Here is a 17876-nt window from a genome sequence, read left to right as displayed (position 1 = left end):
TGGCCGCCTCTGGAATGCTATAATACTTAAATTTAGGTAACTTAATCACTTTATACCCGCTTGGCTCTGAATGATTTCGGATAGTACTTTTGCTGCAAAATCCTTTGCTTCACTCCACCCCCATGCTGCTACATTTTGGCTTATGCCTTTCATCTTTTCCAATCCTGTTTTTTCTGGTTGAATATTCAGTTTGGTTTCTACATAGTGCAAACCATATGGGGTCATCATAACATTGTCCATAAAAGCTGAAAGTATTTTACCCCCACCTTTAACAAAATTAACGCCTCTGATTAAACCTTCATTTTCTAACTTTGATAATGCAATTACAAAAGTTTCCCATTCTAATCCTACAGATTGAGAATGTATAAATCCCATCTCAGGAATATCTTTTTGATACTCCATATATATTGCAACCAATACTTTTTGTTTAGAATCAAAATCCATCAGAAAATCCCCCTTTTTTCTTCCATCATGCACCAAAAGAATAGACACCCTGATTTCGTCTTCACTTTTATCTATCTTTTTTTTGAATAATATAATTTTTAAAATAGAGTTGTGCTAAATATTCGTTGACTTTATCTTTAATTTCTACTTCATTTTTTAAATCAGCACATATTGTATAAAGTTCATTTATATCAACTTCAAATTTTATCGTTGTTTCATATGTTACTTCTTCAAATCTAAATGTATCTACTCCAAACATCATCTTAAGCCCCATTCGCTCTCTTAAGTCTTGCAAATCATATAAGTAATGGTCTACCAACTTTACAACGCTTTTCTTTTGTTCTAACATTTCCAAAAAATCCATTTACACCCCTCCTAATTTTTTCTTACATCATACATCAAAATTAATCAAAAGAAAAGAGAAAGGAGTTGCTATATCTAAGGAATTATTTAAATTACTTAGATTTAGTTTCATTAAATCCCACATATAAATAATTTATTTATATATGTAGCAAATATAAACAAAAGATGATATTATAAATTAAACATAGGAGGTACAATATGGAAAATACTAACTCAACAGAAAGCAGTGACTCTACCATGGATTTTAAATCCGGCGAACTATTCTTAAGCATTGCGAAAGATGAATATTTCAATGAATTAAACAGGAATTCAATTATTGATACGAAAGCTAATATAGCCTTACCAATTATTGCTGCATATTTTTTTCTTTTAGCGCAAATGATAGATCTTCATAAATTATTGACATTAGAAACTATTTCTATGAGAGAAATAGTATTATCCTTACTTCTGATTACTCTTTATGTAATAGCCATTTTTTTGTCTTTTATATCCTTTAATTTTCTTATAAAAAGCATACAAGTACAAGATTACACCATTATTAATGTTGATGATTTTTACAAAACAGAATATCTAGTTTTACAAGTTAGCGATTTTGCCTCTTCCATCTGCACATTTTACATAAAGGCAACAAAAATGAATAAGTTAATAAATGATAAAAGGACAAGCTTGTATAAAAAATCACTTAAATTCTCAGAGTTGTCGTTGATATCATTTGTTGTATATATTTTTATATTAAATATTTTAAGGGGGTGATAATGTGAATGAGGATTTGTTAGCAGCCCTAAAGGCCTTACAAAATAATCAAAAACCAGATACTTCTATCGGTAATTCAGCAAGCACATCAGGACTAAGTACATCTTCACGTATCGACAATCCAAGCTGGGGATTGGAAAGGAAAACATTTGGACTTCAATCTGTAACTGAAGGCACAATAATTATACCTGATCTTGGAAATTTGGACGAAAACAATTAGTATCTCTAAAGGCATCAAGAAGTAATAACTTGATGCCTTTAATATGCCAGAAAAGTAATTCCTCCCTTATAAATATTTTTGTGTTTAAGTACCTATTACAGTAATATCCATTAGAGATTACGAAATTTATACAATTTTGGATATTACAATTATAACTCTGCTATATTGACTTGACAATGACAGCATTCTGACACTCCTTGTCAAGCCCTTAATCAAGTATGATTGCATCTGCACCAAACAAGTATACGCATAGAATATTCGTAAGTTCCGAAACCCAACGCCATACAGTTCTATCAGCACAATTTAATTCTTCTGCGATATCCTCTGGAGCCATAGCCTCCAGATAGAAGTATTTAAAAGCCTTATACTTTTCAGGAGTCTGCTTCCTGATCATCTCCTCTTCCAGAAGCCCCAAACACTTATCTATGTGTGCTATCATTACGATACTCCGCAGCTTACTTTTTATAATGCTGTTTATGTAAATATCCTCTGCTGATAATTCCTCCAGTTTTTCCCCGTCGTCCACGTCCGACAACTCGGAAACACCTTCCTGAACACTTTTGCATATCCGGTTATAATTCTCCATGAGCTTCTTGGCATTCTGGAATACTTTGACCTTACGGTTTTTCTTCTGGAATTTTTCAAACTCCCTTACAGCCTCCAATGCTGCTGTTCTTACTAATAACTCCGCCGCTTCTTTTTCCAAACAATCACCTCCCTGTTGTCAATTTCTTTTTAGCTTTGTTCTTCTTCTGCTTATACAACTCTGCATAGCTCATGGTTGCGATCCGCTTCGGATCCTTAACACTTGCCACCTGTACAAGGTGAGGAAACTTCCTGACCACAATCATCTTTTCCAACTCAATCTGTACTCCACGGACAAAGTCTTTCCGGTAACTCTTGTAAGTAAACTTGTCCCCGACTTTTACAGACCGCTTAAACTCTGCCAGATCACTCATTGTAATACCTGGTTCCTCCGGTTCGGACTCTACTCCCTCAGAAGAAACCGTTCCCACCATCTTGAATTTATACCGTTTCCCGTAGGTTCTCCCCTCGCGGGCGTAATCTCTTATGGCTTGCCTTGGAATGGACAGCAGACTCTCCCACTCCTTAGTGGTATGCTCTCCTAAAGGCTTCCCCTTATAGTACACAGCATATAAGGTTTTAAATGCCACCTACACCGCCTCCCATCTTTGGCTGGTGCCATGTTCCCGTTTCAACCAATAACCCAGCTCGCTCACAAGTGCACCTTTTTTGATCTGTCTTCGGAGGATACAACTTTCCGCAGCATTGACATTTCTTGTTACTGTACATTATTTTTGTCTTTCCCATCTCTCTCCACCTCCATCGATACAATTCTCACCCGCTCCTGGGGAATGTCTATGTATTCACCATCGTCCAGCAGGATCCCGATCAGACCATCATTACTGCCGATCATGGTCCAAAACTTCCTCCTAGGATAAACCTGAACGGTGATTATCTGTTTTTCTTTAAGCTTCATGCTGGACCTTCTTCCTTGCAGGCGGTTTCCTCAGCTTCGAATCCGGACACAGGCTTGTATATGTATAAGCTGGCATCTGCGCACTGAAACTCATAACCGGCGGCGCCTTTATAGCTGCATCCGCCTCGGCCTGTATACGGCTGTTTACGCTGGCTCTATCTGCTCTGCAGTCTTTTGATGATTTTCTCAATGTATCCCTCCTTTTGGGCAATAAAAAACCAACTACCGAATATTGATAGTTGGCTTTAAGTAATGCTATTCTGTTTCGTTAATTCCAATTATGCGCAGAGCTATTTGTGATTTTACCTTTGACTTTATCTCCTCACTTTCAATCGTATCTGCTATAGCAACACTCTTCGCAATCTGTTTCTCGTAATTCAATTCTTTAAAGAACTTAGTTGCTCTATCTCTCGTCTCTCTTGCTTGATTAAAAAACAAAAATGATACTGCTTCCATTACAATACTAGGTATTGTCTTCAAGACGTAATCATACCAATTAATATTTGAGAAGACAAACACAGAAAAGATTATTGTAATAAAGCCTACAATGGCTGCTAAAATACTAAACCAAAATTGAACATTAGATTGTTGTAATGCTTGCTGATGATGCTTTTCTAATAGTAAATAAACTGATTTTTCGTTGCCTGCTTTATCTGGACTTTTTATCTGAAGATAACTAATTTCTAACAATTCCTTTTTTAGTCTATTAAAAAAATCCTCTTCACTAAGTCCAGCTGGAATATTTGTCATTATATGTTTGATAGAATCCTCTTTATCAGAGATTTCATTATTCAAAAACATTTCTTTTAATATTTTTTCACTACTTCTAGTTTGTTTTTCATATATTGTAACAGAGATAAAAGTAATTGTGACTAACAAAATTGAAACAATTATTAAAGGTAAAAATAGTAGATTAGGCATTACACTTAGAAGTAACATACTTTTTATTTTCCCTCCCCCCCTGCTGACTATACTCTGATTATACTAAGAAACTGCTCAACTATCAATATTCAATTATCAAAGAACAATAAATCATTTAAATCCTAATTCAATTATTCAAGCAATCTACAATTTCTACTGCTTCTCGCAACCTTTCTTTATTGGTGTACTCATTATCGCATCCGGAGCAATTACTACCGGATGCCGGACATCTGCCACATGGACATCCATCATCATCTAAATGACACAAAGCAAATGCAATTAATACATTCATAGCTTCTTTAGTTTGCATATTACCGCCTCCTCAAACTACTCGGCTAAACCGTTCCGTTAAATGCCACTTCCAGTAAGCCACCATATTCTCATGCACAGCCTGTCCTTGTAATATTTCTATCCCAGAACTGTTCACCCAGTTGTATGTATTCAGGATACTGCAGATATGATCTCCCATCTGACAACCTCCGCAGATCTTGTCCAACTCCTCCTGATCACTGATCTCCCCAGGGAACCTGCACAGGTGATCACATACATGTTCCACCATTGGAGTTACAATTTCTAACATTTCATTTTGTTCTGCCATCTTAATCCCCCTTCACTTTCTTTTGCAGCTCTTTCAATCTCTCAATCAGATAGGACCGGTTCGTCTCACAATCTCGGAAGAACTCTCCTTCCTTCAGGTAATAATACTCATGTTTGCCATACCCTTTATAATATCGGTCCTCATATTTCTTTCCAGTGGCTTTGTAATCAAACAGCTGAGCATGGTACACCTTGACCACCATACTGGTCCCGTTTGGAAGATCGTACCTGTAATACCTCTCTCCGGTCTCTTTTGTTTCAATCCACAAAGGCCATGTCTCATAGGCATCCACAAAGGCAGCACGCTGATCATTATTTTTTAGTATAGGCAACTCCGGCTGTTCCTGTTTTTCGGGTTCCGATTCCGGATCCGGTTCTGGCTTATCCAATTCCGCCACCATACAGGCCAGTGCTGCAACTATTGTCTTTTGGCATTCGATAGTCTTAATATCTGCAGGAAGTAACTCCTTTCCCTTTGAGATCCTCAGGTAATTATCAAGCTTATCCTTCTGCTCCTCCAGAAAATACCGTGGTGAATAATCAGGAGTTTTCTGATCTGACGGAACTTCCTCATATTCTCCATCAATTACGCTTTCAGAGGATTCCGGTATGCTTCCTGGTTGTTCAATAACGTTTTCTTGATTTCCCTCCGTATTCTCTTCTGACATCTGCTTTTCTACATATTCATCAATCTGCCTCCTGGCATAATTACAAAACTTCTGGAAAAGACAGATACCCAGATCTTCGTCACCACGGTAAAACTCAATAATTTCTTCAGCTACTGAAACTTCCACATCATTGTTAATGATGATAGGATCTTCCTTGCGACCAGAATACCTAAGTTTAAGCATTTCGATGATTCTTTCATCAGTGATCCCAATGGCCATACCTCCATAAATCAATCTTTTTGCATTATCCTGGACAAATAACCGGGCAAACATTGTTACGTGCCGGTCAGAAGCTTTTGGAATTCCTGCGTAGCTATAGGATTCATCTACTTCTTTTTCATCATCTGGGTCATAATATCCTATATCCTCGATCTGAGAGGTTTCCTGTTTCTGCTGAACCGGATGCGCATTGTGCCAATCACGTCCATTATAATTCCAGATATCCTGATCAATCTCCCCTGATTCAAATACCCAACTTCTAATTCCATCAAATTCCTCTACGTGATACCTGGATTTCTTATATTCAACGTTATATTTGGAATGTCCAGATCCATCATCACCAAATCCAAAACTATAGGATCCGTTTGATATTCTTTGAATTGCTGTCATACTATAATTATCTTTTTCCAGACCATTGGAATGCATATGGCAAAGAGTATTGCACATCTGTCTAAGAACTTCACAGCGGATCAGCCATTCCTCTTTTCGTTTATCCTCAAAGTCCTTACTATTCGCATCTGCATCCTGTTGCGATATCGCAATAGCATCCTGTTTCTCACCAGACAGCAGATCCACCACATTCATTTCAAAGGTCTGTTTCTGATTGGTTATGGGCTGCTCTATCTGACCCGGAGGCAGAATGTCAGGAAAATCTATTTCAAAATCCATCTGCCCTGGTAGCTCTATGTATGGGATCTCCTTTGGTTTTCGTAAATTCCGGATATCTTCCACTCTATCCCCAGGCTTTACTTGATCCAACTGTTCGTTTTCCAGATATAGCATTTCCTGCAACTGACTTTTCCCAAATGCTTTGTATTCTGTTTTTATATTGGGACTATTTCCGTTCTCAGAAAAACGATCATTCATGGACATATAACGGCTGGCTGTGCTTTTGCTTATCCCATATTCTGATTTAGCAAAATCCCAGACATCCTGATAATTATCTTCTTCAAATAATCCCCGATCTCTAACACATTTCAAATAAAATCCAATGGCAATAAAGGAACGGGCTGCCGTTGTTATATTACTTTTAATAAACGTCTTTGCATCTTCCAGGCTGATATGTCCTTCATACCAGTGAGAAGGTTCTATTTTTGCTTCTCCATCAATTTCCTGCCTGACAACAGGATCCATCTCTTTCATGGTCAATCCTCCTTTACATTTCCTGAAGCTGAGCATTTACAATTGCATCATAATCAATATTTCTCTGGGGGAAGTCCTGAAACTGATTTTGCTTTCCAGTGGAGCCAGATTTTTTTACAGACTTGTCACCCAATGGAAAAACTCCTTTCCAGCCATTCATGATTGACTGGTTTAAAATTGCTATCTTAGCAGGGGAATCCCCTGGCGCCATCTCCTCCAGCTTTTTTAGCATTAAGTCAATGGCGTGGTCCGTCATGGCAGACTTTATATCTAACCTGAAAGCGATAAATGCAAGTATCGCATCATTGAGCTCAACATCTTCCGAATATTTTCTTGTTGAGACTTTAGTTGCACCCTTTTGTTTTTGTTTGAGTTTCTGTTTAAATTTCTGTTTATCTAATGTGGTACTGTTTTGCGTACTATCTTGCTTACCATTTTGCGTACTAACTTCAACACTGTTTTGCGTACCATCTTGCGTACTATTTGATATAGTAACCATTTTATAAGAGGTTGCTTTTGTTCCCCTCTCTCTAAAATCAATCAGCCCTCTTTGCTTCAATTCATTTCTCGCTTTCAATATCCCACTCCGCGATAGCCCTGTGTGTATAGAAAGCACCTGATTCGACACTGTAAACCACTCTGTCCAGTTGCATTTGTTGTTTATGTGCATTAATCCAAACCATAAAGCAACTTGCCCTGTAGACAACGGATTTAGGATGATCGAATCCCAGAAAGAATTGATTTCGGCTATATAATTCATGCAGGCCACCGCCTCCTCTATTTTTAGCTATTCACATTCTCTCCTTTTGGAAATCCCTCGCTGCTCATTGACGAACAGCGAGGGGGCTTCACTGGTTTTAGATCGTGACATATAAAACCACATAGGTAAACTCAATTAACCGATTACTGTAATGTTACTTCTTATTTCCGTATCCATATTTGAAAGGTGTTCCATAAGAAAAGTCTTAATATTTGAAATGGCTTCGTTCTTCCAGATTCCGCCCTCTGCTTCTACGATCTTAAAGGCTGGAACCTCTTTGTCTGCGATCCGGAATACAAATTTACTTGCCGGCTGTCCCACTTCCTGGAATGTGCGATATGGGATCAGCTCTACTGGATTAGGCACAATTACATCTGCTTTTGTTGCAATTCCTGTGGTCATGGTTGCAACCTGGGAACAACCATCATCAGAATAGGTCTCCCCATTCTTCTTCACAATATTTCCAACTGCTTTTAATACCAGTTCAAGGTCCTCATTCTTCTGAAAATTAGCTTGCATTTCAATCATCATGCGTTCCTGCTCATACCACTGATCGAAACGGAATTCAGATGTTTCTGCATTGACCTCAAACAGTACTTCTCTTTCCCGTTCTTTATCGAGTGCTGACATCAGCAATACTCTGGTGGGGCTTACAATATGTATAATCATGCTGCCAGGAAATTCCTTGTTACACTGATAAATGTAATCCACCATAGATGTAAGGGTGGAGGCTTTGATCCTATCTGCCTTTGGCATCTTGTCATAACGGGTAAGATTCTTATTGGCATAGGTCTTACCGTTGATATCAAGTACTTCCGTTTTCTCTGCATCAACTCCAAGTCCTGCAATGTACTGTAAAGCTTCTTTCAAATTTTCCATGTTTAGGATCTCCTTCTCTAATTTGCTTCTCTTAAATTAATAGGTTTCTGATACTGGTTCGGTTCAATGATTTCTCCGGTCTCTGGATCAAAGTTTTTGGACTTAGGCGGAATTTCCTCAGTAGCTACCACATAGGCTTCTCCTACAACTCGTGCAGGCTGCTGATTATTACCAAACTCATTCATCTCAATACGTCCTGTTTTCAAATCCTGTCCCACCATCAGCATTGTTTCATCTGCCAGAGGTGGAGCCAGAGCGATATTAGTTTCAAGTGTGGTTTTCACATGCCTCCTGTTCTTATCCGGTTTGAATTTCATAGTGATTGTAATCTTGCGTGCCTTTTCTGGATCTGTATTGGGATCCATGATATTTCTCGCAATCTGATCCAATGCCAGATTTACTCTTTCCAACAAGACTCCATTGCCCAAACTGTCAAGGCTAATTTTCATTTTCTCTTCCTCCTTTCTACTGGAATTTATTTATTAAAGAAATCATCTTCCACACTCGTTTCCGGGCTTTCTACTGATTCCTGAACCGGCTGCTCCTGTTTTGCAGGTTCTGCCTCCTGCTCTGCAACCACATTATCCTCAGAGACTTCTTCCATTTCCACATAATCTGCAGTACCGTCCTCCCTGATCACAGCCATATCTGCATCGATAGCCTGAATCAGATCAATGCTCATAATTCCCCATTTACTAATCAGCTGCCGGAGCATTGTCTTATATGCCATTCCATCAAAGTCCTTATACCAGAAGCTGGAATATTTCCAGGAGTCTTCTTCTGGATACTTTCCTGCTAAAAAATCTTCATAAGATACCCTGTTATACTTTGGATTCCTGCTTACTACAGCATCCACATGAAATGCCTTGCTGTATTTATCTGCATGTGCCAGCATCTTCTCCCGGCTCCAGTACATTGCCTTTTTAAAACCGTTGGTATATTCAAACATTGCATAATAGCCGATAGTTGGGGTATTCTCTCTTTTCCATTCGTCCAACATCAAATTTACTTCTATTTCCTCATTGAGAGGATCAAAGCGAATGAGCTCCCCTTCCTTGATTGCTAAAACATTTAACTTTTTATACTGACCACTTCGGATCGCCAGCTGAATATAACCTTTATACCCCAGCTGAAACTGAGCTTCTTTTACTCCCTTATTTTTGTTATCATAAGGGACCAGATAAACTTGTCCCAGTTGGGGGGAGGGGGAAAGGTTAAGTGCTTCTCCCAATAGTGCAGCACTTAAAATACTTGGATTGCTGCATTCCTGCAGCGCTGGTGTTGCCTGAACTGCAGACACGATGCTGGAAATAAATCTGGTTCCATTTTTCCCACCTACCACGCTGCTGATCTGGTTTTTCACTGCATCCTGAGTAAGATAAGCGGTAAGGCTTGTCTTATTTGGCCTCTTAGCAAGGCTGTTATTTACTCCCATGATCGTTACACTCCTTTCGGTACCGGCTCAAACCGGATACTATTTGCTTTTAAGAACTCCTTTAACTTGTCCAACTGTCCTTTCGTTGCATGGACACGGAAATCCAGAATATGTACAGGATCCTCTACAGTTTCCACAACAGGAGTAGTCTGAGCTACATGCTGAGTCTGTGTTGGAGGCGTAGAAGTTACCGGCGCCTTCCCTGCATTAATTACCCTGCTTGTCTGTGCCTGAATAGCAGCTTCCCGTTCTGCCTTTTTACGAGCCTGTTCTTCCTCATAAGCTTTGCGCTTTTCTTCTGCAGCTTCCAGGCGGTTTCTCTCTGCCATTGCTGATCCTATGTCATAAGTACGAAGAAACACTTCCTTCATATCTCCCGCGAACTTACTATCAACCTCATTGATAATAGCCAGACCTTCATCGACCTTCTGAATCAGAGCCAGTATATCCTCTTTAATAGATTTCATCGTGGTAGAAGCATTGGCATACTCTGACTTAAAAACACGGTCAAATGGAAGAATAGAAGAAAGATCATGGATATTCTCTTCGTAAAACTCCCGGACCTTTGCTGTTTTCTCATCCCTCTGGCGTTGCTCATACCCTTTCACCTGGGTATCAATGTTATCAATTGCTTTCTGGACAATCCCTGTCAGTTCTTTGATTTCCTTCCCAAACTGTTCATCTGGTTTTAGGAGAACCTTGCGTATCTCTGTCCGTTTCCCGTTTAGAGCATCAACAAACTTATTCAGTTTCGCCCTGTCTGCTTTGGCGGCCTTGATCGTGTCATCTGTATAGACCGATGTTTCATATTCCAAGGCAGATGCGGTGATCTCTGTTTTTAAATCCTCAAAATTCCAATCAATCTTCTGCAGGAAGCCGTTGTCCTGCGGTTTATAGATTTTTAACTCCATAACTACCTCCTTATATGGCAGGAAGTATCAGATCCGGTCGTTTGCCCGATTGCACATAACTCCAGAACCGCTTTTCGGCATCAATCAGATACTTGATATCTTCCTCTACGTCCTTTCTTTCAATAAAATAATGTTTAGTTGTAATTCTCAGTTCTCCGCCCCATTCGCTTTTTAGCTGGGCCTTTAATACTGCAAATTCATAACCGGTTACAGCCAGATAATGAAGCACCTGACAAAAATAGTTGTCCGGGATCCGATCCTGCCATTTTTCTTTCTGCATAGATTGCAGGATGTTGGTTGTCTTAATTTCTAATATTCCTTTCCGCCCGCCCTGATCCACAAGCTCTCCATCAAGAGAAGCGTGCATCCACGGATAAACAGAATTAAGAAACATATTATTATCATCATAGAAAACCTGATACTCCGGAAAATCCAAGATAAACAATTCTCTCAGATATTCCTCTGCCTTAGTTCCATAAATCACATAATCCTTTCCAGAAATATCCTCCGGCTGACGCAATCCAGTCTTCTCTTCCCAAAGTTCTACATTAGACTTATAAGAATTTACTCCCACACAGGCACTGGCATCAGAACCACCAATATGATTTTTTCTTGCCTGAAGCCATTCTTCCCGGCTACCGAGCACCAACTTATCAACCGACATTCTGTTTCTCCTGGAACTGATACTCAATCTTCACTACAGAAGATTGCTCCTCCGCGGCTTCTTCTTTACAGTTACAATGTTCTCCCGGGTCCAGATTAGCACCGCAGTAAGGACATTTATTGCAATAAGCCATCTTGCATTCCTCCTATAAATCCCTTATAATAAGGGTGTAAAATAATTACGAGTTACATTGAATCCCTGGGAGTTGCCGCTCCTGGGGTTTCTGCATTTTCACAGCCAATAATATGACCATCGTTTATTATCAGGGGATCCAAATTCCCTGCATCGATCGCTCTTTCCAAAGTGTTTATGGTCAGGCTCTCGATCTCTTCCTGTGTCCAATTTAATGAGTTCATTTCCTCACCTCCTCTTACAACACTTCCAGTGCTCCACATACCGCAAGCATCAAAGATATACTTACAACAAAAATCAGTGTCATGCGTACATAACAAACTATCTTATCCCTTAGAGGGTGTTTGCTTACGCCTTTATAATCCTCCAAGTTTGTGAAATACATCTGCATGAAAAACCTCCTTCCCTTACTGCTTGTCTGTTCCGACCGGCATCAGCCGGTTTCATCTTTCTTCTCTTTATCCCTGTAAATACTGGACGCAATCCGTCCAACATTATCAAGGATCTCCTGCTTTTCTTCCTCTGTTTTCACAAAACAATCATCGTGAGCACGAATAAGTGTATTACCGATTTTCATTTCCATGATCTGCATATGTAACACCTCTCTTTCTCTTAAGCCTATGCGATATTGGTTGTACTTGTTGCGTACTTAAAACTCTTCTCTCATAATCTTTGCAGGGATACCGTCGACTTCGATCCGGGCAACGGCTACGATGCCTACAGGACTTGCACGATAATGTAATTTCCATATATTTCACCATTCCTTCCTCTTCCCCTTATATCCTCAGTTATTAACCTGTTTTTTTATCCAGCTCACTCTCAAAAAGATAATCGAACTTACTATCAAAGAGTCTGCATAATAGCTTTATTTCAAATGTAGTAAATTTCCCAGTTTTTTTCTTATTTTCATAAGATGTTCTAGAAATTCCTAAATGAGTTGCAACTTCCTGATTTGTAAAAGCGTTCCTAGCCTGTTCAGCCTCTAAGTTTCTAAACATTAAATCACCTCTTTTCCGTTATTGTTTGCTAATTGCAAACTTTAATTATACTATAATTGCATTAAGCAAACTTGTCAACCCCTTATCCCCTAAAATGTTTTCATAATGCAAACTTTTCTATTGACAAACATCTTTGGGAATTTTATAATCAATTTAACGGAGGTATCTTAATGGAAAATAATTTTCACGGAAATTTAAAAGAAGCTCGCACGTCTAGAAAAATGACTCAAAAGGATGTTGCAGAAAAAATAGGTGTTGCTAAATCCACTTATTCTTTATATGAAAGTGGTAATAGAGAACCCGGAGTTGCAATAATAAAAAAAATTGCGAAAGTATTAAATGTAAGCGCTGACGAACTACTAGGTACGAATGAAAAAGAGGATCCTCAAAATCAATCGTTTATTACCGAAGCAGAGCAGAGTCTTTTAGATAAATATATTTTCATAGATGATAAAGGTAGACATACTGTAGATACGGTCCTAGAAATGGAATACAATCGCTGTAAAACTTCAAATATATCGAAACTGATAAAGAAAAAGTCAGAAGGAGATAAGTCACATCTTATGCCAAATGCTGCTCACGAACGTACAGATATCAAAGTGACCGAAGATATGAAAAAATATGATGATGCTTTCTTTGATGAATAAAGCACAGACAAATAAGGATTAAAATAGCCTATGGCTTTTTAATAAAAATACAATGGAAGAGGGAATGAGTATGAAACAAAAATGGTATTTGCAAACTTGGTTAATCTGCTTATTATTTGCTTTATGGGTTTTTATTGTTCCAGGTATTATAGGTTTGGTTTTATTAATCCTACAGATAATTGAAAATAACAAAATAAACAAGCACTATGGGGCAATTGATCAATTAGAGAATAAAATAAAAGATTTAGACTCAAATTTTCATCAAAAAGAAATATTGCATGACATCGCTTGTCGTGACATTAATGAAGAATACGATAATAAGAAAAAGACCATGCAAGATAACTTTAATGATTATTCTGAAAAGATAAGCAGACAAAAGACAGCAATTAATAATGAACTTGATGCTCTAAAAGAAGAACTTTTTTCACTGCATGAATCATTAATTGAAGAACACTATAAAATTTCCGATTATGACGGAATAACATCTGAAGAATGTAAAAATAAATTAGCCCTTTTAAAGTCTGACGAACAGGATATGTTAAAATCGGAGGAATATGTAATAGTTACTTCCTATGGCTCAAAGCAAGAAATTAATAATAATATTAAGCAGATCATACGATGTCTGAATGCAGAATGTGACAATATATTCATGAACATCTCAACTAAGAATATAGATTCCATGAGAAATAAAATATCTAAATGCTTTGAGTCCTTAAATAAAATCTTCGCCGTAGATGGTATCCAATTGTCAAAACGTATTTTGGAATATAAATTAGAAGAATTAAACCTAATTTATACTTATGAATTAAAAAAGGAACAAGAGCGTGAACAACAAAAGGCAATAAAGGAACAGATGATTGAAGAAGAAAAAGTTCGTAGAGAAATAGAAAAGGAAAAAGCCAAAATAGAAAAGGATCAAATGCAATTCACCAATGAAATTACAAAGCTCATGGCCTATATGCAAAAAACTCAAAATGACATAGAAAAACAGTTATATATAGATAAGATAAAAGAATTAGAATCGAAACTTAATGAACTGGAAAAAGAGAAAGAAACTGTGCTTGAAAGAGAAGCAAATGCCAGGGCCGGTTATGTGTATATAATATCAAACATAGGTTCTTTTGGGGAAGACATATACAAAATTGGTATGACACGTCGTCTTGAACCAATGGATCGTGTTAAAGAACTGAGCAGTGCATCAGTACCTTTCGAATTTGATGTACATGCCATGATTTTTTCAGAAAATGCCCCTGAACTAGAGAATACACTTCATAAATATTTTGAGCAAAAAAGTGTAAATAGAATTAATCTTCGTAAAGAATTTTTCCATGTATCACTTGATGAAATTGAAAAGGTAGTGAAAGAAAACTATAACAATACTGTAGAATTCATAAGAATACCTACTGCAACAGAATATCGCCAGACACTATCAATTTTAGAGTCAGAAACAGCATAAAACAAAAAGCCCCAGGAGCTGCGAACTCCCAGAGCATAAAACATAGATTCTCTTGCCGGATTCCCGGAAAGATATATCCATCTCATCAATGGAATTATATCATTTTCGGAAACAGCTTGCAATAGCTGTTATTTTTGTACCCAAAATTAAGTAAACTATACAAGGAGATGATATAATGCTTGACCCATCAGGAATCTATTACATGTACTTACGCAAATCCAGAGAGGACCGGGAAGCCGAAGCCCATGGCGAAGGTGAGACTCTGGCCAGACACGAAAAGCGCCTTAACGAGCTGGCCGATCAATTAAAGATCACCGTCTCCCACATCTACCGTGAAGTAGTATCCGGAGAAACCATCGCCGCCCGCCCAGAAATGATGAGTATGCTTTCCGACATCGAAAACGAGCAGCCTGATGGTGTATTAGTTGTAGAGCTGGAGCGTCTCGCCCGTGGAGATACCAGAGATCAGGGCCTAATCATGGAAACCTTTAAATATGGAAACACAAAAATCATCACCCCCATGAAGACCTATGACCCCAACGATGAATTTGACGAAGAATACGCTGAATTCGGGCTATTCATGAGCAGACGGGAATACAAAATCATTAACCGCCGTTTACAGAACGGACGGCGCGCTTCCACCAAGGAAGGAAAATGGATCTCCAACGTTGCCCCTTACGGATATGAACGAGAGAAACTTCCCCACGAAAAAGGATACACCCTCTCTCCTCTTCCTGAAGAAGCAAAGATCGTTCAGTTCATCTTCCAGCTATTCACCGAAGGAACTCCGGAATCTGATGGACTCCCCCTGGGCACCACTCAGATCGCCCACCTGCTCGACGACATGAAAGTATCCCCGCGCAGATCCGATCACTGGGAAACCGGAGTCATAAAAGGAATTCTAAAAAATTACGCCTATATCGGAAAACTGGAGGTTGGCAAGCGCAAGCAGTTAAAAGTCATAGAAAACGGCACAGTTAAACGTTCCCGCCCCATTAACAATAACCCGGAGATCTTCGATGCTATTCACCCTCCGATCATTGACGAACACGTTTTCTACGCCGCCAGAAAAAAGCTGGAAGCAAACTTTCGTCCCACCAATTTTTCCACAATTAAATCCACTCTTGCCGGACTTTTATACTGCAGCGAGTGCCAGAAAGCCATGTACCGCCGCCCTGCAGGCAAAAGGAACCCCAATGATACCGTACTATGCAAAACACACGGCTGCCCTACCGTTGGCTCCTTCTACTATCTGGTAGAAGAACGCCTGATTCAGTTCCTGGAAAAAACATTAAAAGAATACAAAATCCGGATCCAGGGCGAAAACACCGGTGACTGGACCGAAGTCCTTGAGCGTAAAAAATCCGTTCTAACAGAATACAAAAATGAAGCTGACATCCTAAACAAGCAGCTTGAATCCGTATACGATTACTTTGAACAGCAAGTCTACTCCCTGGACCTTTTCCGCAAACGATCCGGAGACTTAAACAAAAAACTGGAAGACAACGAAAATCTCATAAAGACCATAGAACGTGAACTAGAAGAAATAAAAGAACGCATCATCAGAAAAGAACAGTTCATCCCCTATTTTGAGAACGTCTTAAAATCCTACTCAAAAACAGAAGACCCATTACGCAAAAACGCCCTGTTAAAACAAATAGTGGATCACGTATACTACACCAAAACAAAAAAAGGCACACGCCTTGGGCAGGGAGTTGACTCCTTCACCCTCGACGTATACCTAAAACTCCCGTTTCGCGACTTATAACGCCAATTACCGATACCTATTAAGCGCCAGTTCTTCCGTACCAATATCAGTCAAAACCGCCTTCCCTTCTTTATAAGGCATTGCATACCTCTGGGATAAATAGCGCATGGAAGCACCCATTTCTCCATCAGGTCCGCCAAAGTGCAAAAACAGATAATAGAATTTACCATCAATCACAAAATAAGGAAGAGAAGCGTGTTATCACTCCTCTTCCTTATCTTCGTACACCTTAATGCTTTCTTCGTGCCTCAACGTATTGGGACCTAAGAATTTTCCTGTTTCCCAGTGATTTTGAAATGTTTCGGGCTTTTTGTTTTCTTCCTTTGGACTGGAGTTCTGATTCTTTTTTTCACTATTTTTCATTTGGTTCACCTCAAAGATAGTATGGTGAAATCTACGCCAATTATACACCTTTTATTTCTGAATCCGCTTTTTTGCGCAATAAACTATCTGAGCATTCATATAATATAAAAAACTTTCTATCCAGAGGCACTCATGCAGACAATTTCTAAGAAAACAATATCAGATGTCCTCCTCCATAACGACGTTCCCGTACTTACCTATACTATTCATTACCCTTATTTCACATCAACCTGCGGAACCGATACCACCCTGGCCATCAATCAGTTTTATGAGATTCAGTCCCGTCAGGCAGAAAAATATTGCCGTGAAGTCTTATATGCCCAGGCTGTGGAAGATGCCATGTATGCAAAAAACAACGAATTTCCTTTCCAAAGCTATGAATTTTATTCGGATTATGTGGTCACATATAATGAAAACTGTATTACAAGCCTCTATAACGACCAATATACATATCTGGGCGGGGCTCACGGTAATACCCTGCGACAGTCTCAGACATGGGATTTTCAGACAGGCAGTCAGCTGCAACTGACCGATTTTTTCACTGATGTCAATAAACTTAATGATTCTATATTTAACGTTATTCAATATGATATCTTAAACCGTTTGAAGGAAACCCCGACTTCCTACTTTGAAGACTATCCCGAACTGATCCGTGGTAATTTTAATATGAATGCATTTTACTTAAAGCCCTGCGGGATCGTTATCTATTATCAGCAGTACGATATCGCTCCGTATGCATCCGGAATTCCGGAATTCTTCTTTCCTTTTGAAAATTGCAAAAAAGAGACTCCATAGACACATACCGCCGGTCATCAATGCTTCAGATGACCGGTTTTTCCTCTCTGCTGGTAAAACCTGCATGTTTCATCATCTGATCACGGATCAGTTCTCCCGCTCTTTTTTTCTTTTCCTCCGGAAGGAGGTCTAGCAGTACGATATCATCGTTTAAATCTATGTAATTCTCAATTATGATTTTTCTATTCATAAATCCATCCCCTCTCATGTAAAATGTATGTGACACGGATTGTACCTGT

General features: G+C 38.8%; 28 protein-coding genes and 1 pseudogene. 6 read left to right on the top strand and 23 right to left on the bottom strand.

Annotated features, from left to right (window positions below):
- Positions 1–45: 45 nt before the first annotated feature.
- Both CRO04_RS09035 and CRO04_RS09030 read right to left on the bottom strand, forming a co-directional pair.
- The gene (locus CRO04_RS09035) at positions 46–444 is read right to left on the bottom strand and encodes a YjcQ family protein (protein WP_097003917.1); all 399 of its coding nucleotides are present in this window, start codon (positions 442–444) and stop codon (positions 46–48) included.
- A 67-nt stretch (positions 445–511) separates the two neighbouring features.
- Positions 512–808, bottom strand: coding sequence for a hypothetical protein (locus CRO04_RS09030; protein WP_097003916.1), 297 nt, complete (start codon positions 806–808; stop codon positions 512–514).
- Between the two features lie 197 nt (positions 809–1005).
- On the opposite strand from CRO04_RS09030, the gene CRO04_RS09025 reads away from it, so the two are divergent.
- Positions 1006–1560 carry a hypothetical protein gene (locus CRO04_RS09025; RefSeq protein WP_097003915.1) on the top strand — a complete coding sequence of 185 codons (555 nt, stop codon included), beginning with the start codon at positions 1006–1008 and terminating at the stop codon, positions 1558–1560.
- 4 nt (positions 1561–1564) lie between these two features.
- On the top strand, positions 1565–1780 hold the full coding sequence (locus CRO04_RS09020) for a hypothetical protein (protein WP_097003914.1): 216 nt from the start codon (positions 1565–1567) through the stop codon (positions 1778–1780).
- Positions 1781–1988: 208 nt separating this feature from the next.
- On the opposite strand, the gene CRO04_RS09015 is transcribed toward CRO04_RS09020, so the two are convergent.
- From CRO04_RS09015 to CRO04_RS08945, 18 genes are all read right to left on the bottom strand, one after another.
- Positions 1989–2486, bottom strand: coding sequence for a hypothetical protein (locus tag CRO04_RS09015; protein WP_097003913.1), 498 nt, complete (start codon positions 2484–2486; stop codon positions 1989–1991).
- Positions 2487–2490: 4 nt separating this feature from the next.
- Positions 2491–2955 (bottom strand): hypothetical protein, encoded by a 465-nt coding sequence (locus CRO04_RS09010; RefSeq protein ID WP_097003912.1) that lies wholly within the window; start codon positions 2953–2955, stop codon positions 2491–2493.
- Positions 2956–3083: 128 nt separating this feature from the next.
- Positions 3084–3218 carry a hypothetical protein gene (locus tag CRO04_RS27030; RefSeq protein ID WP_278321361.1) on the bottom strand — a complete coding sequence of 45 codons (135 nt, stop codon included), beginning with the start codon at positions 3216–3218 and terminating at the stop codon, positions 3084–3086.
- 52 nt (positions 3219–3270) lie between these two features.
- Complete coding sequence (locus CRO04_RS09000; protein ID WP_097003910.1) at positions 3271–3471, bottom strand: hypothetical protein; 201 nt, start codon at positions 3469–3471, stop codon at positions 3271–3273.
- A gap of 65 nt (positions 3472–3536) precedes the next feature.
- Positions 3537–4220: a TRADD-N-associated membrane domain-containing protein gene (locus CRO04_RS08995; protein ID WP_097003909.1), complete on the bottom strand. Its 684-nt coding sequence runs from the start codon at positions 4218–4220 to the stop codon at positions 3537–3539.
- Positions 4221–4329: 109 nt separating this feature from the next.
- The gene (locus tag CRO04_RS08990; RefSeq protein ID WP_097003908.1) at positions 4330–4512 is read right to left on the bottom strand and encodes a hypothetical protein; all 183 of its coding nucleotides are present in this window, start codon (positions 4510–4512) and stop codon (positions 4330–4332) included.
- Positions 4513–4524: 12 nt separating this feature from the next.
- Positions 4525–4800 (bottom strand): hypothetical protein, encoded by a 276-nt coding sequence (locus tag CRO04_RS08985; protein ID WP_097003907.1) that lies wholly within the window; start codon positions 4798–4800, stop codon positions 4525–4527.
- A gap of 1 nt (position 4801) precedes the next feature.
- The gene (locus tag CRO04_RS26790) at positions 4802–6829 is read right to left on the bottom strand and encodes a hypothetical protein (protein ID WP_242974404.1); all 2028 of its coding nucleotides are present in this window, start codon (positions 6827–6829) and stop codon (positions 4802–4804) included.
- A gap of 13 nt (positions 6830–6842) precedes the next feature.
- Complete coding sequence (locus CRO04_RS08975; protein ID WP_097003906.1) at positions 6843–7589, bottom strand: hypothetical protein; 747 nt, start codon at positions 7587–7589, stop codon at positions 6843–6845.
- Positions 7590–7724: 135 nt separating this feature from the next.
- Positions 7725–8468 (bottom strand): hypothetical protein, encoded by a 744-nt coding sequence (locus CRO04_RS08970; RefSeq protein WP_097003905.1) that lies wholly within the window; start codon positions 8466–8468, stop codon positions 7725–7727.
- Positions 8469–8485: 17 nt separating this feature from the next.
- The gene (locus CRO04_RS08965) at positions 8486–8917 is read right to left on the bottom strand and encodes a hypothetical protein (protein ID WP_097003904.1); all 432 of its coding nucleotides are present in this window, start codon (positions 8915–8917) and stop codon (positions 8486–8488) included.
- A gap of 26 nt (positions 8918–8943) precedes the next feature.
- The gene (locus tag CRO04_RS08960; protein ID WP_097003903.1) at positions 8944–9903 is read right to left on the bottom strand and encodes a recombinase RecT; all 960 of its coding nucleotides are present in this window, start codon (positions 9901–9903) and stop codon (positions 8944–8946) included.
- 5 nt (positions 9904–9908) lie between these two features.
- Complete coding sequence (locus CRO04_RS08955) at positions 9909–10814, bottom strand: DUF1351 domain-containing protein (protein ID WP_097003902.1); 906 nt, start codon at positions 10812–10814, stop codon at positions 9909–9911.
- A 10-nt stretch (positions 10815–10824) separates the two neighbouring features.
- Positions 10825–11478 carry a YqaJ viral recombinase family protein gene (locus tag CRO04_RS08950; protein WP_097003901.1) on the bottom strand — a complete coding sequence of 218 codons (654 nt, stop codon included), beginning with the start codon at positions 11476–11478 and terminating at the stop codon, positions 10825–10827.
- Entirely contained in the window at positions 11468–11611 is a 144-nt protein-coding gene (locus CRO04_RS26175) for a hypothetical protein (protein ID WP_166432503.1), read from the bottom strand. Before CRO04_RS26175 ends, CRO04_RS08950 begins: the two co-directional genes overlap by 11 nt.
- A gap of 52 nt (positions 11612–11663) precedes the next feature.
- The gene (locus CRO04_RS26170; RefSeq protein ID WP_166432512.1) at positions 11664–11834 is read right to left on the bottom strand and encodes a hypothetical protein; all 171 of its coding nucleotides are present in this window, start codon (positions 11832–11834) and stop codon (positions 11664–11666) included.
- 209 nt (positions 11835–12043) lie between these two features.
- On the bottom strand, positions 12044–12202 hold the full coding sequence (locus tag CRO04_RS26165; RefSeq protein ID WP_166432511.1) for a hypothetical protein: 159 nt from the start codon (positions 12200–12202) through the stop codon (positions 12044–12046).
- A gap of 199 nt (positions 12203–12401) precedes the next feature.
- On the bottom strand, positions 12402–12608 hold the full coding sequence (locus CRO04_RS08945; RefSeq protein ID WP_097003900.1) for a hypothetical protein: 207 nt from the start codon (positions 12606–12608) through the stop codon (positions 12402–12404).
- 170 nt (positions 12609–12778) lie between these two features.
- Here CRO04_RS08945 and CRO04_RS08940 point away from each other — a divergent pair, with 170 nt between their 5' ends.
- The 3 genes from CRO04_RS08940 (at position 12779) to CRO04_RS08930 (ending at position 16479) form a co-directional block, all read left to right on the top strand.
- Entirely contained in the window at positions 12779–13255 is a 477-nt protein-coding gene (locus CRO04_RS08940; RefSeq protein ID WP_097003899.1) for a helix-turn-helix domain-containing protein, read from the top strand.
- A 70-nt stretch (positions 13256–13325) separates the two neighbouring features.
- Entirely contained in the window at positions 13326–14711 is a 1386-nt protein-coding gene (locus CRO04_RS08935) for a DUF4041 domain-containing protein (RefSeq protein WP_097003898.1), read from the top strand.
- 175 nt (positions 14712–14886) lie between these two features.
- On the top strand, positions 14887–16479 hold the full coding sequence (locus CRO04_RS08930) for a recombinase family protein (RefSeq protein WP_097003897.1): 1593 nt from the start codon (positions 14887–14889) through the stop codon (positions 16477–16479).
- A gap of 24 nt (positions 16480–16503) precedes the next feature.
- Here the strand turns inward: CRO04_RS08930 and CRO04_RS27280 are convergent.
- A pseudogene (locus CRO04_RS27280) lies at positions 16504–16620 on the bottom strand (manganese catalase family protein); the annotation flags it as partial.
- A gap of 60 nt (positions 16621–16680) precedes the next feature.
- The gene (locus tag CRO04_RS26160) at positions 16681–16842 is read right to left on the bottom strand and encodes a hypothetical protein (protein ID WP_166432510.1); all 162 of its coding nucleotides are present in this window, start codon (positions 16840–16842) and stop codon (positions 16681–16683) included.
- A gap of 132 nt (positions 16843–16974) precedes the next feature.
- Here CRO04_RS26160 and CRO04_RS08920 point away from each other — a divergent pair, with 132 nt between their 5' ends.
- The gene (locus tag CRO04_RS08920; RefSeq protein ID WP_097003896.1) at positions 16975–17637 is read left to right on the top strand and encodes a DUF3298 and DUF4163 domain-containing protein; all 663 of its coding nucleotides are present in this window, start codon (positions 16975–16977) and stop codon (positions 17635–17637) included.
- 25 nt (positions 17638–17662) lie between these two features.
- Here the strand turns inward: CRO04_RS08920 and CRO04_RS26155 are convergent, their stop codons facing one another.
- The gene (locus CRO04_RS26155) at positions 17663–17827 is read right to left on the bottom strand and encodes a hypothetical protein (RefSeq protein ID WP_166432509.1); all 165 of its coding nucleotides are present in this window, start codon (positions 17825–17827) and stop codon (positions 17663–17665) included.
- Between the last annotated feature and the right edge of the window lie 49 nt (positions 17828–17876).

Origin of the sequence: Lacrimispora amygdalina, from assembly GCF_900205965.1 — a bacterium.
Lineage (GTDB): Bacteria > Bacillota > Clostridia > Lachnospirales > Lachnospiraceae > Lacrimispora > Lacrimispora amygdalina_A.
This window is presented reverse-complemented; position numbering and strand designations above follow the sequence as displayed.

What these genes read in the sequence shown, in the direction of transcription:
- CRO04_RS08935 (WP_097003898.1), top strand. Translation starts at nt 13,326, where the DNA reads ATGAAACAAAAATGGTATTTGCAAACTTGGTTAATCTGCTTATTATTT.
- CRO04_RS08940 (WP_097003899.1), top strand. Translation starts at nt 12,779, where the DNA reads ATGGAAAATAATTTTCACGGAAATTTAAAAGAAGCTCGCACGTCTAGA.
- CRO04_RS27030 (WP_278321361.1), bottom strand. Translation starts at nt 3,218, where the DNA reads ATGATCGGCAGTAATGATGGTCTGATCGGGATCCTGCTGGACGATGGT.
- CRO04_RS08975 (WP_097003906.1), bottom strand. Translation starts at nt 7,589, where the DNA reads ATGAATTATATAGCCGAAATCAATTCTTTCTGGGATTCGATCATCCTA.
- CRO04_RS26170 (WP_166432512.1), bottom strand. Translation starts at nt 11,834, where the DNA reads ATGAACTCATTAAATTGGACACAGGAAGAGATCGAGAGCCTGACCATA.
- CRO04_RS26160 (WP_166432510.1), bottom strand. Translation starts at nt 16,842, where the DNA reads ATGAAAAATAGTGAAAAAAAGAATCAGAACTCCAGTCCAAAGGAAGAA.
- CRO04_RS08930 (WP_097003897.1), top strand. Translation starts at nt 14,887, where the DNA reads ATGCTTGACCCATCAGGAATCTATTACATGTACTTACGCAAATCCAGA.
- CRO04_RS08990 (WP_097003908.1), bottom strand. Translation starts at nt 4,512, where the DNA reads ATGCAAACTAAAGAAGCTATGAATGTATTAATTGCATTTGCTTTGTGT.
- CRO04_RS26165 (WP_166432511.1), bottom strand. Translation starts at nt 12,202, where the DNA reads ATGCAGATCATGGAAATGAAAATCGGTAATACACTTATTCGTGCTCAC.
- CRO04_RS09030 (WP_097003916.1), bottom strand. Translation starts at nt 808, where the DNA reads ATGGATTTTTTGGAAATGTTAGAACAAAAGAAAAGCGTTGTAAAGTTG.
- CRO04_RS08970 (WP_097003905.1), bottom strand. Translation starts at nt 8,468, where the DNA reads ATGGAAAATTTGAAAGAAGCTTTACAGTACATTGCAGGACTTGGAGTT.
- CRO04_RS08945 (WP_097003900.1), bottom strand. Translation starts at nt 12,608, where the DNA reads ATGTTTAGAAACTTAGAGGCTGAACAGGCTAGGAACGCTTTTACAAAT.
- CRO04_RS09035 (WP_097003917.1), bottom strand. Translation starts at nt 444, where the DNA reads ATGGATTTTGATTCTAAACAAAAAGTATTGGTTGCAATATATATGGAG.
- CRO04_RS08965 (WP_097003904.1), bottom strand. Translation starts at nt 8,917, where the DNA reads ATGAAAATTAGCCTTGACAGTTTGGGCAATGGAGTCTTGTTGGAAAGA.
- CRO04_RS08985 (WP_097003907.1), bottom strand. Translation starts at nt 4,800, where the DNA reads ATGGCAGAACAAAATGAAATGTTAGAAATTGTAACTCCAATGGTGGAA.
- CRO04_RS09025 (WP_097003915.1), top strand. Translation starts at nt 1,006, where the DNA reads ATGGAAAATACTAACTCAACAGAAAGCAGTGACTCTACCATGGATTTT.
- CRO04_RS08920 (WP_097003896.1), top strand. Translation starts at nt 16,975, where the DNA reads ATGCAGACAATTTCTAAGAAAACAATATCAGATGTCCTCCTCCATAAC.
- CRO04_RS26790 (WP_242974404.1), bottom strand. Translation starts at nt 6,829, where the DNA reads ATGAAAGAGATGGATCCTGTTGTCAGGCAGGAAATTGATGGAGAAGCA.
- CRO04_RS08950 (WP_097003901.1), bottom strand. Translation starts at nt 11,478, where the DNA reads ATGTCGGTTGATAAGTTGGTGCTCGGTAGCCGGGAAGAATGGCTTCAG.
- CRO04_RS26155 (WP_166432509.1), bottom strand. Translation starts at nt 17,827, where the DNA reads ATGAATAGAAAAATCATAATTGAGAATTACATAGATTTAAACGATGAT.
- CRO04_RS08955 (WP_097003902.1), bottom strand. Translation starts at nt 10,814, where the DNA reads ATGGAGTTAAAAATCTATAAACCGCAGGACAACGGCTTCCTGCAGAAG.
- CRO04_RS26175 (WP_166432503.1), bottom strand. Translation starts at nt 11,611, where the DNA reads ATGGCTTATTGCAATAAATGTCCTTACTGCGGTGCTAATCTGGACCCG.
- CRO04_RS08995 (WP_097003909.1), bottom strand. Translation starts at nt 4,220, where the DNA reads ATGTTACTTCTAAGTGTAATGCCTAATCTACTATTTTTACCTTTAATA.
- CRO04_RS08960 (WP_097003903.1), bottom strand. Translation starts at nt 9,903, where the DNA reads ATGGGAGTAAATAACAGCCTTGCTAAGAGGCCAAATAAGACAAGCCTT.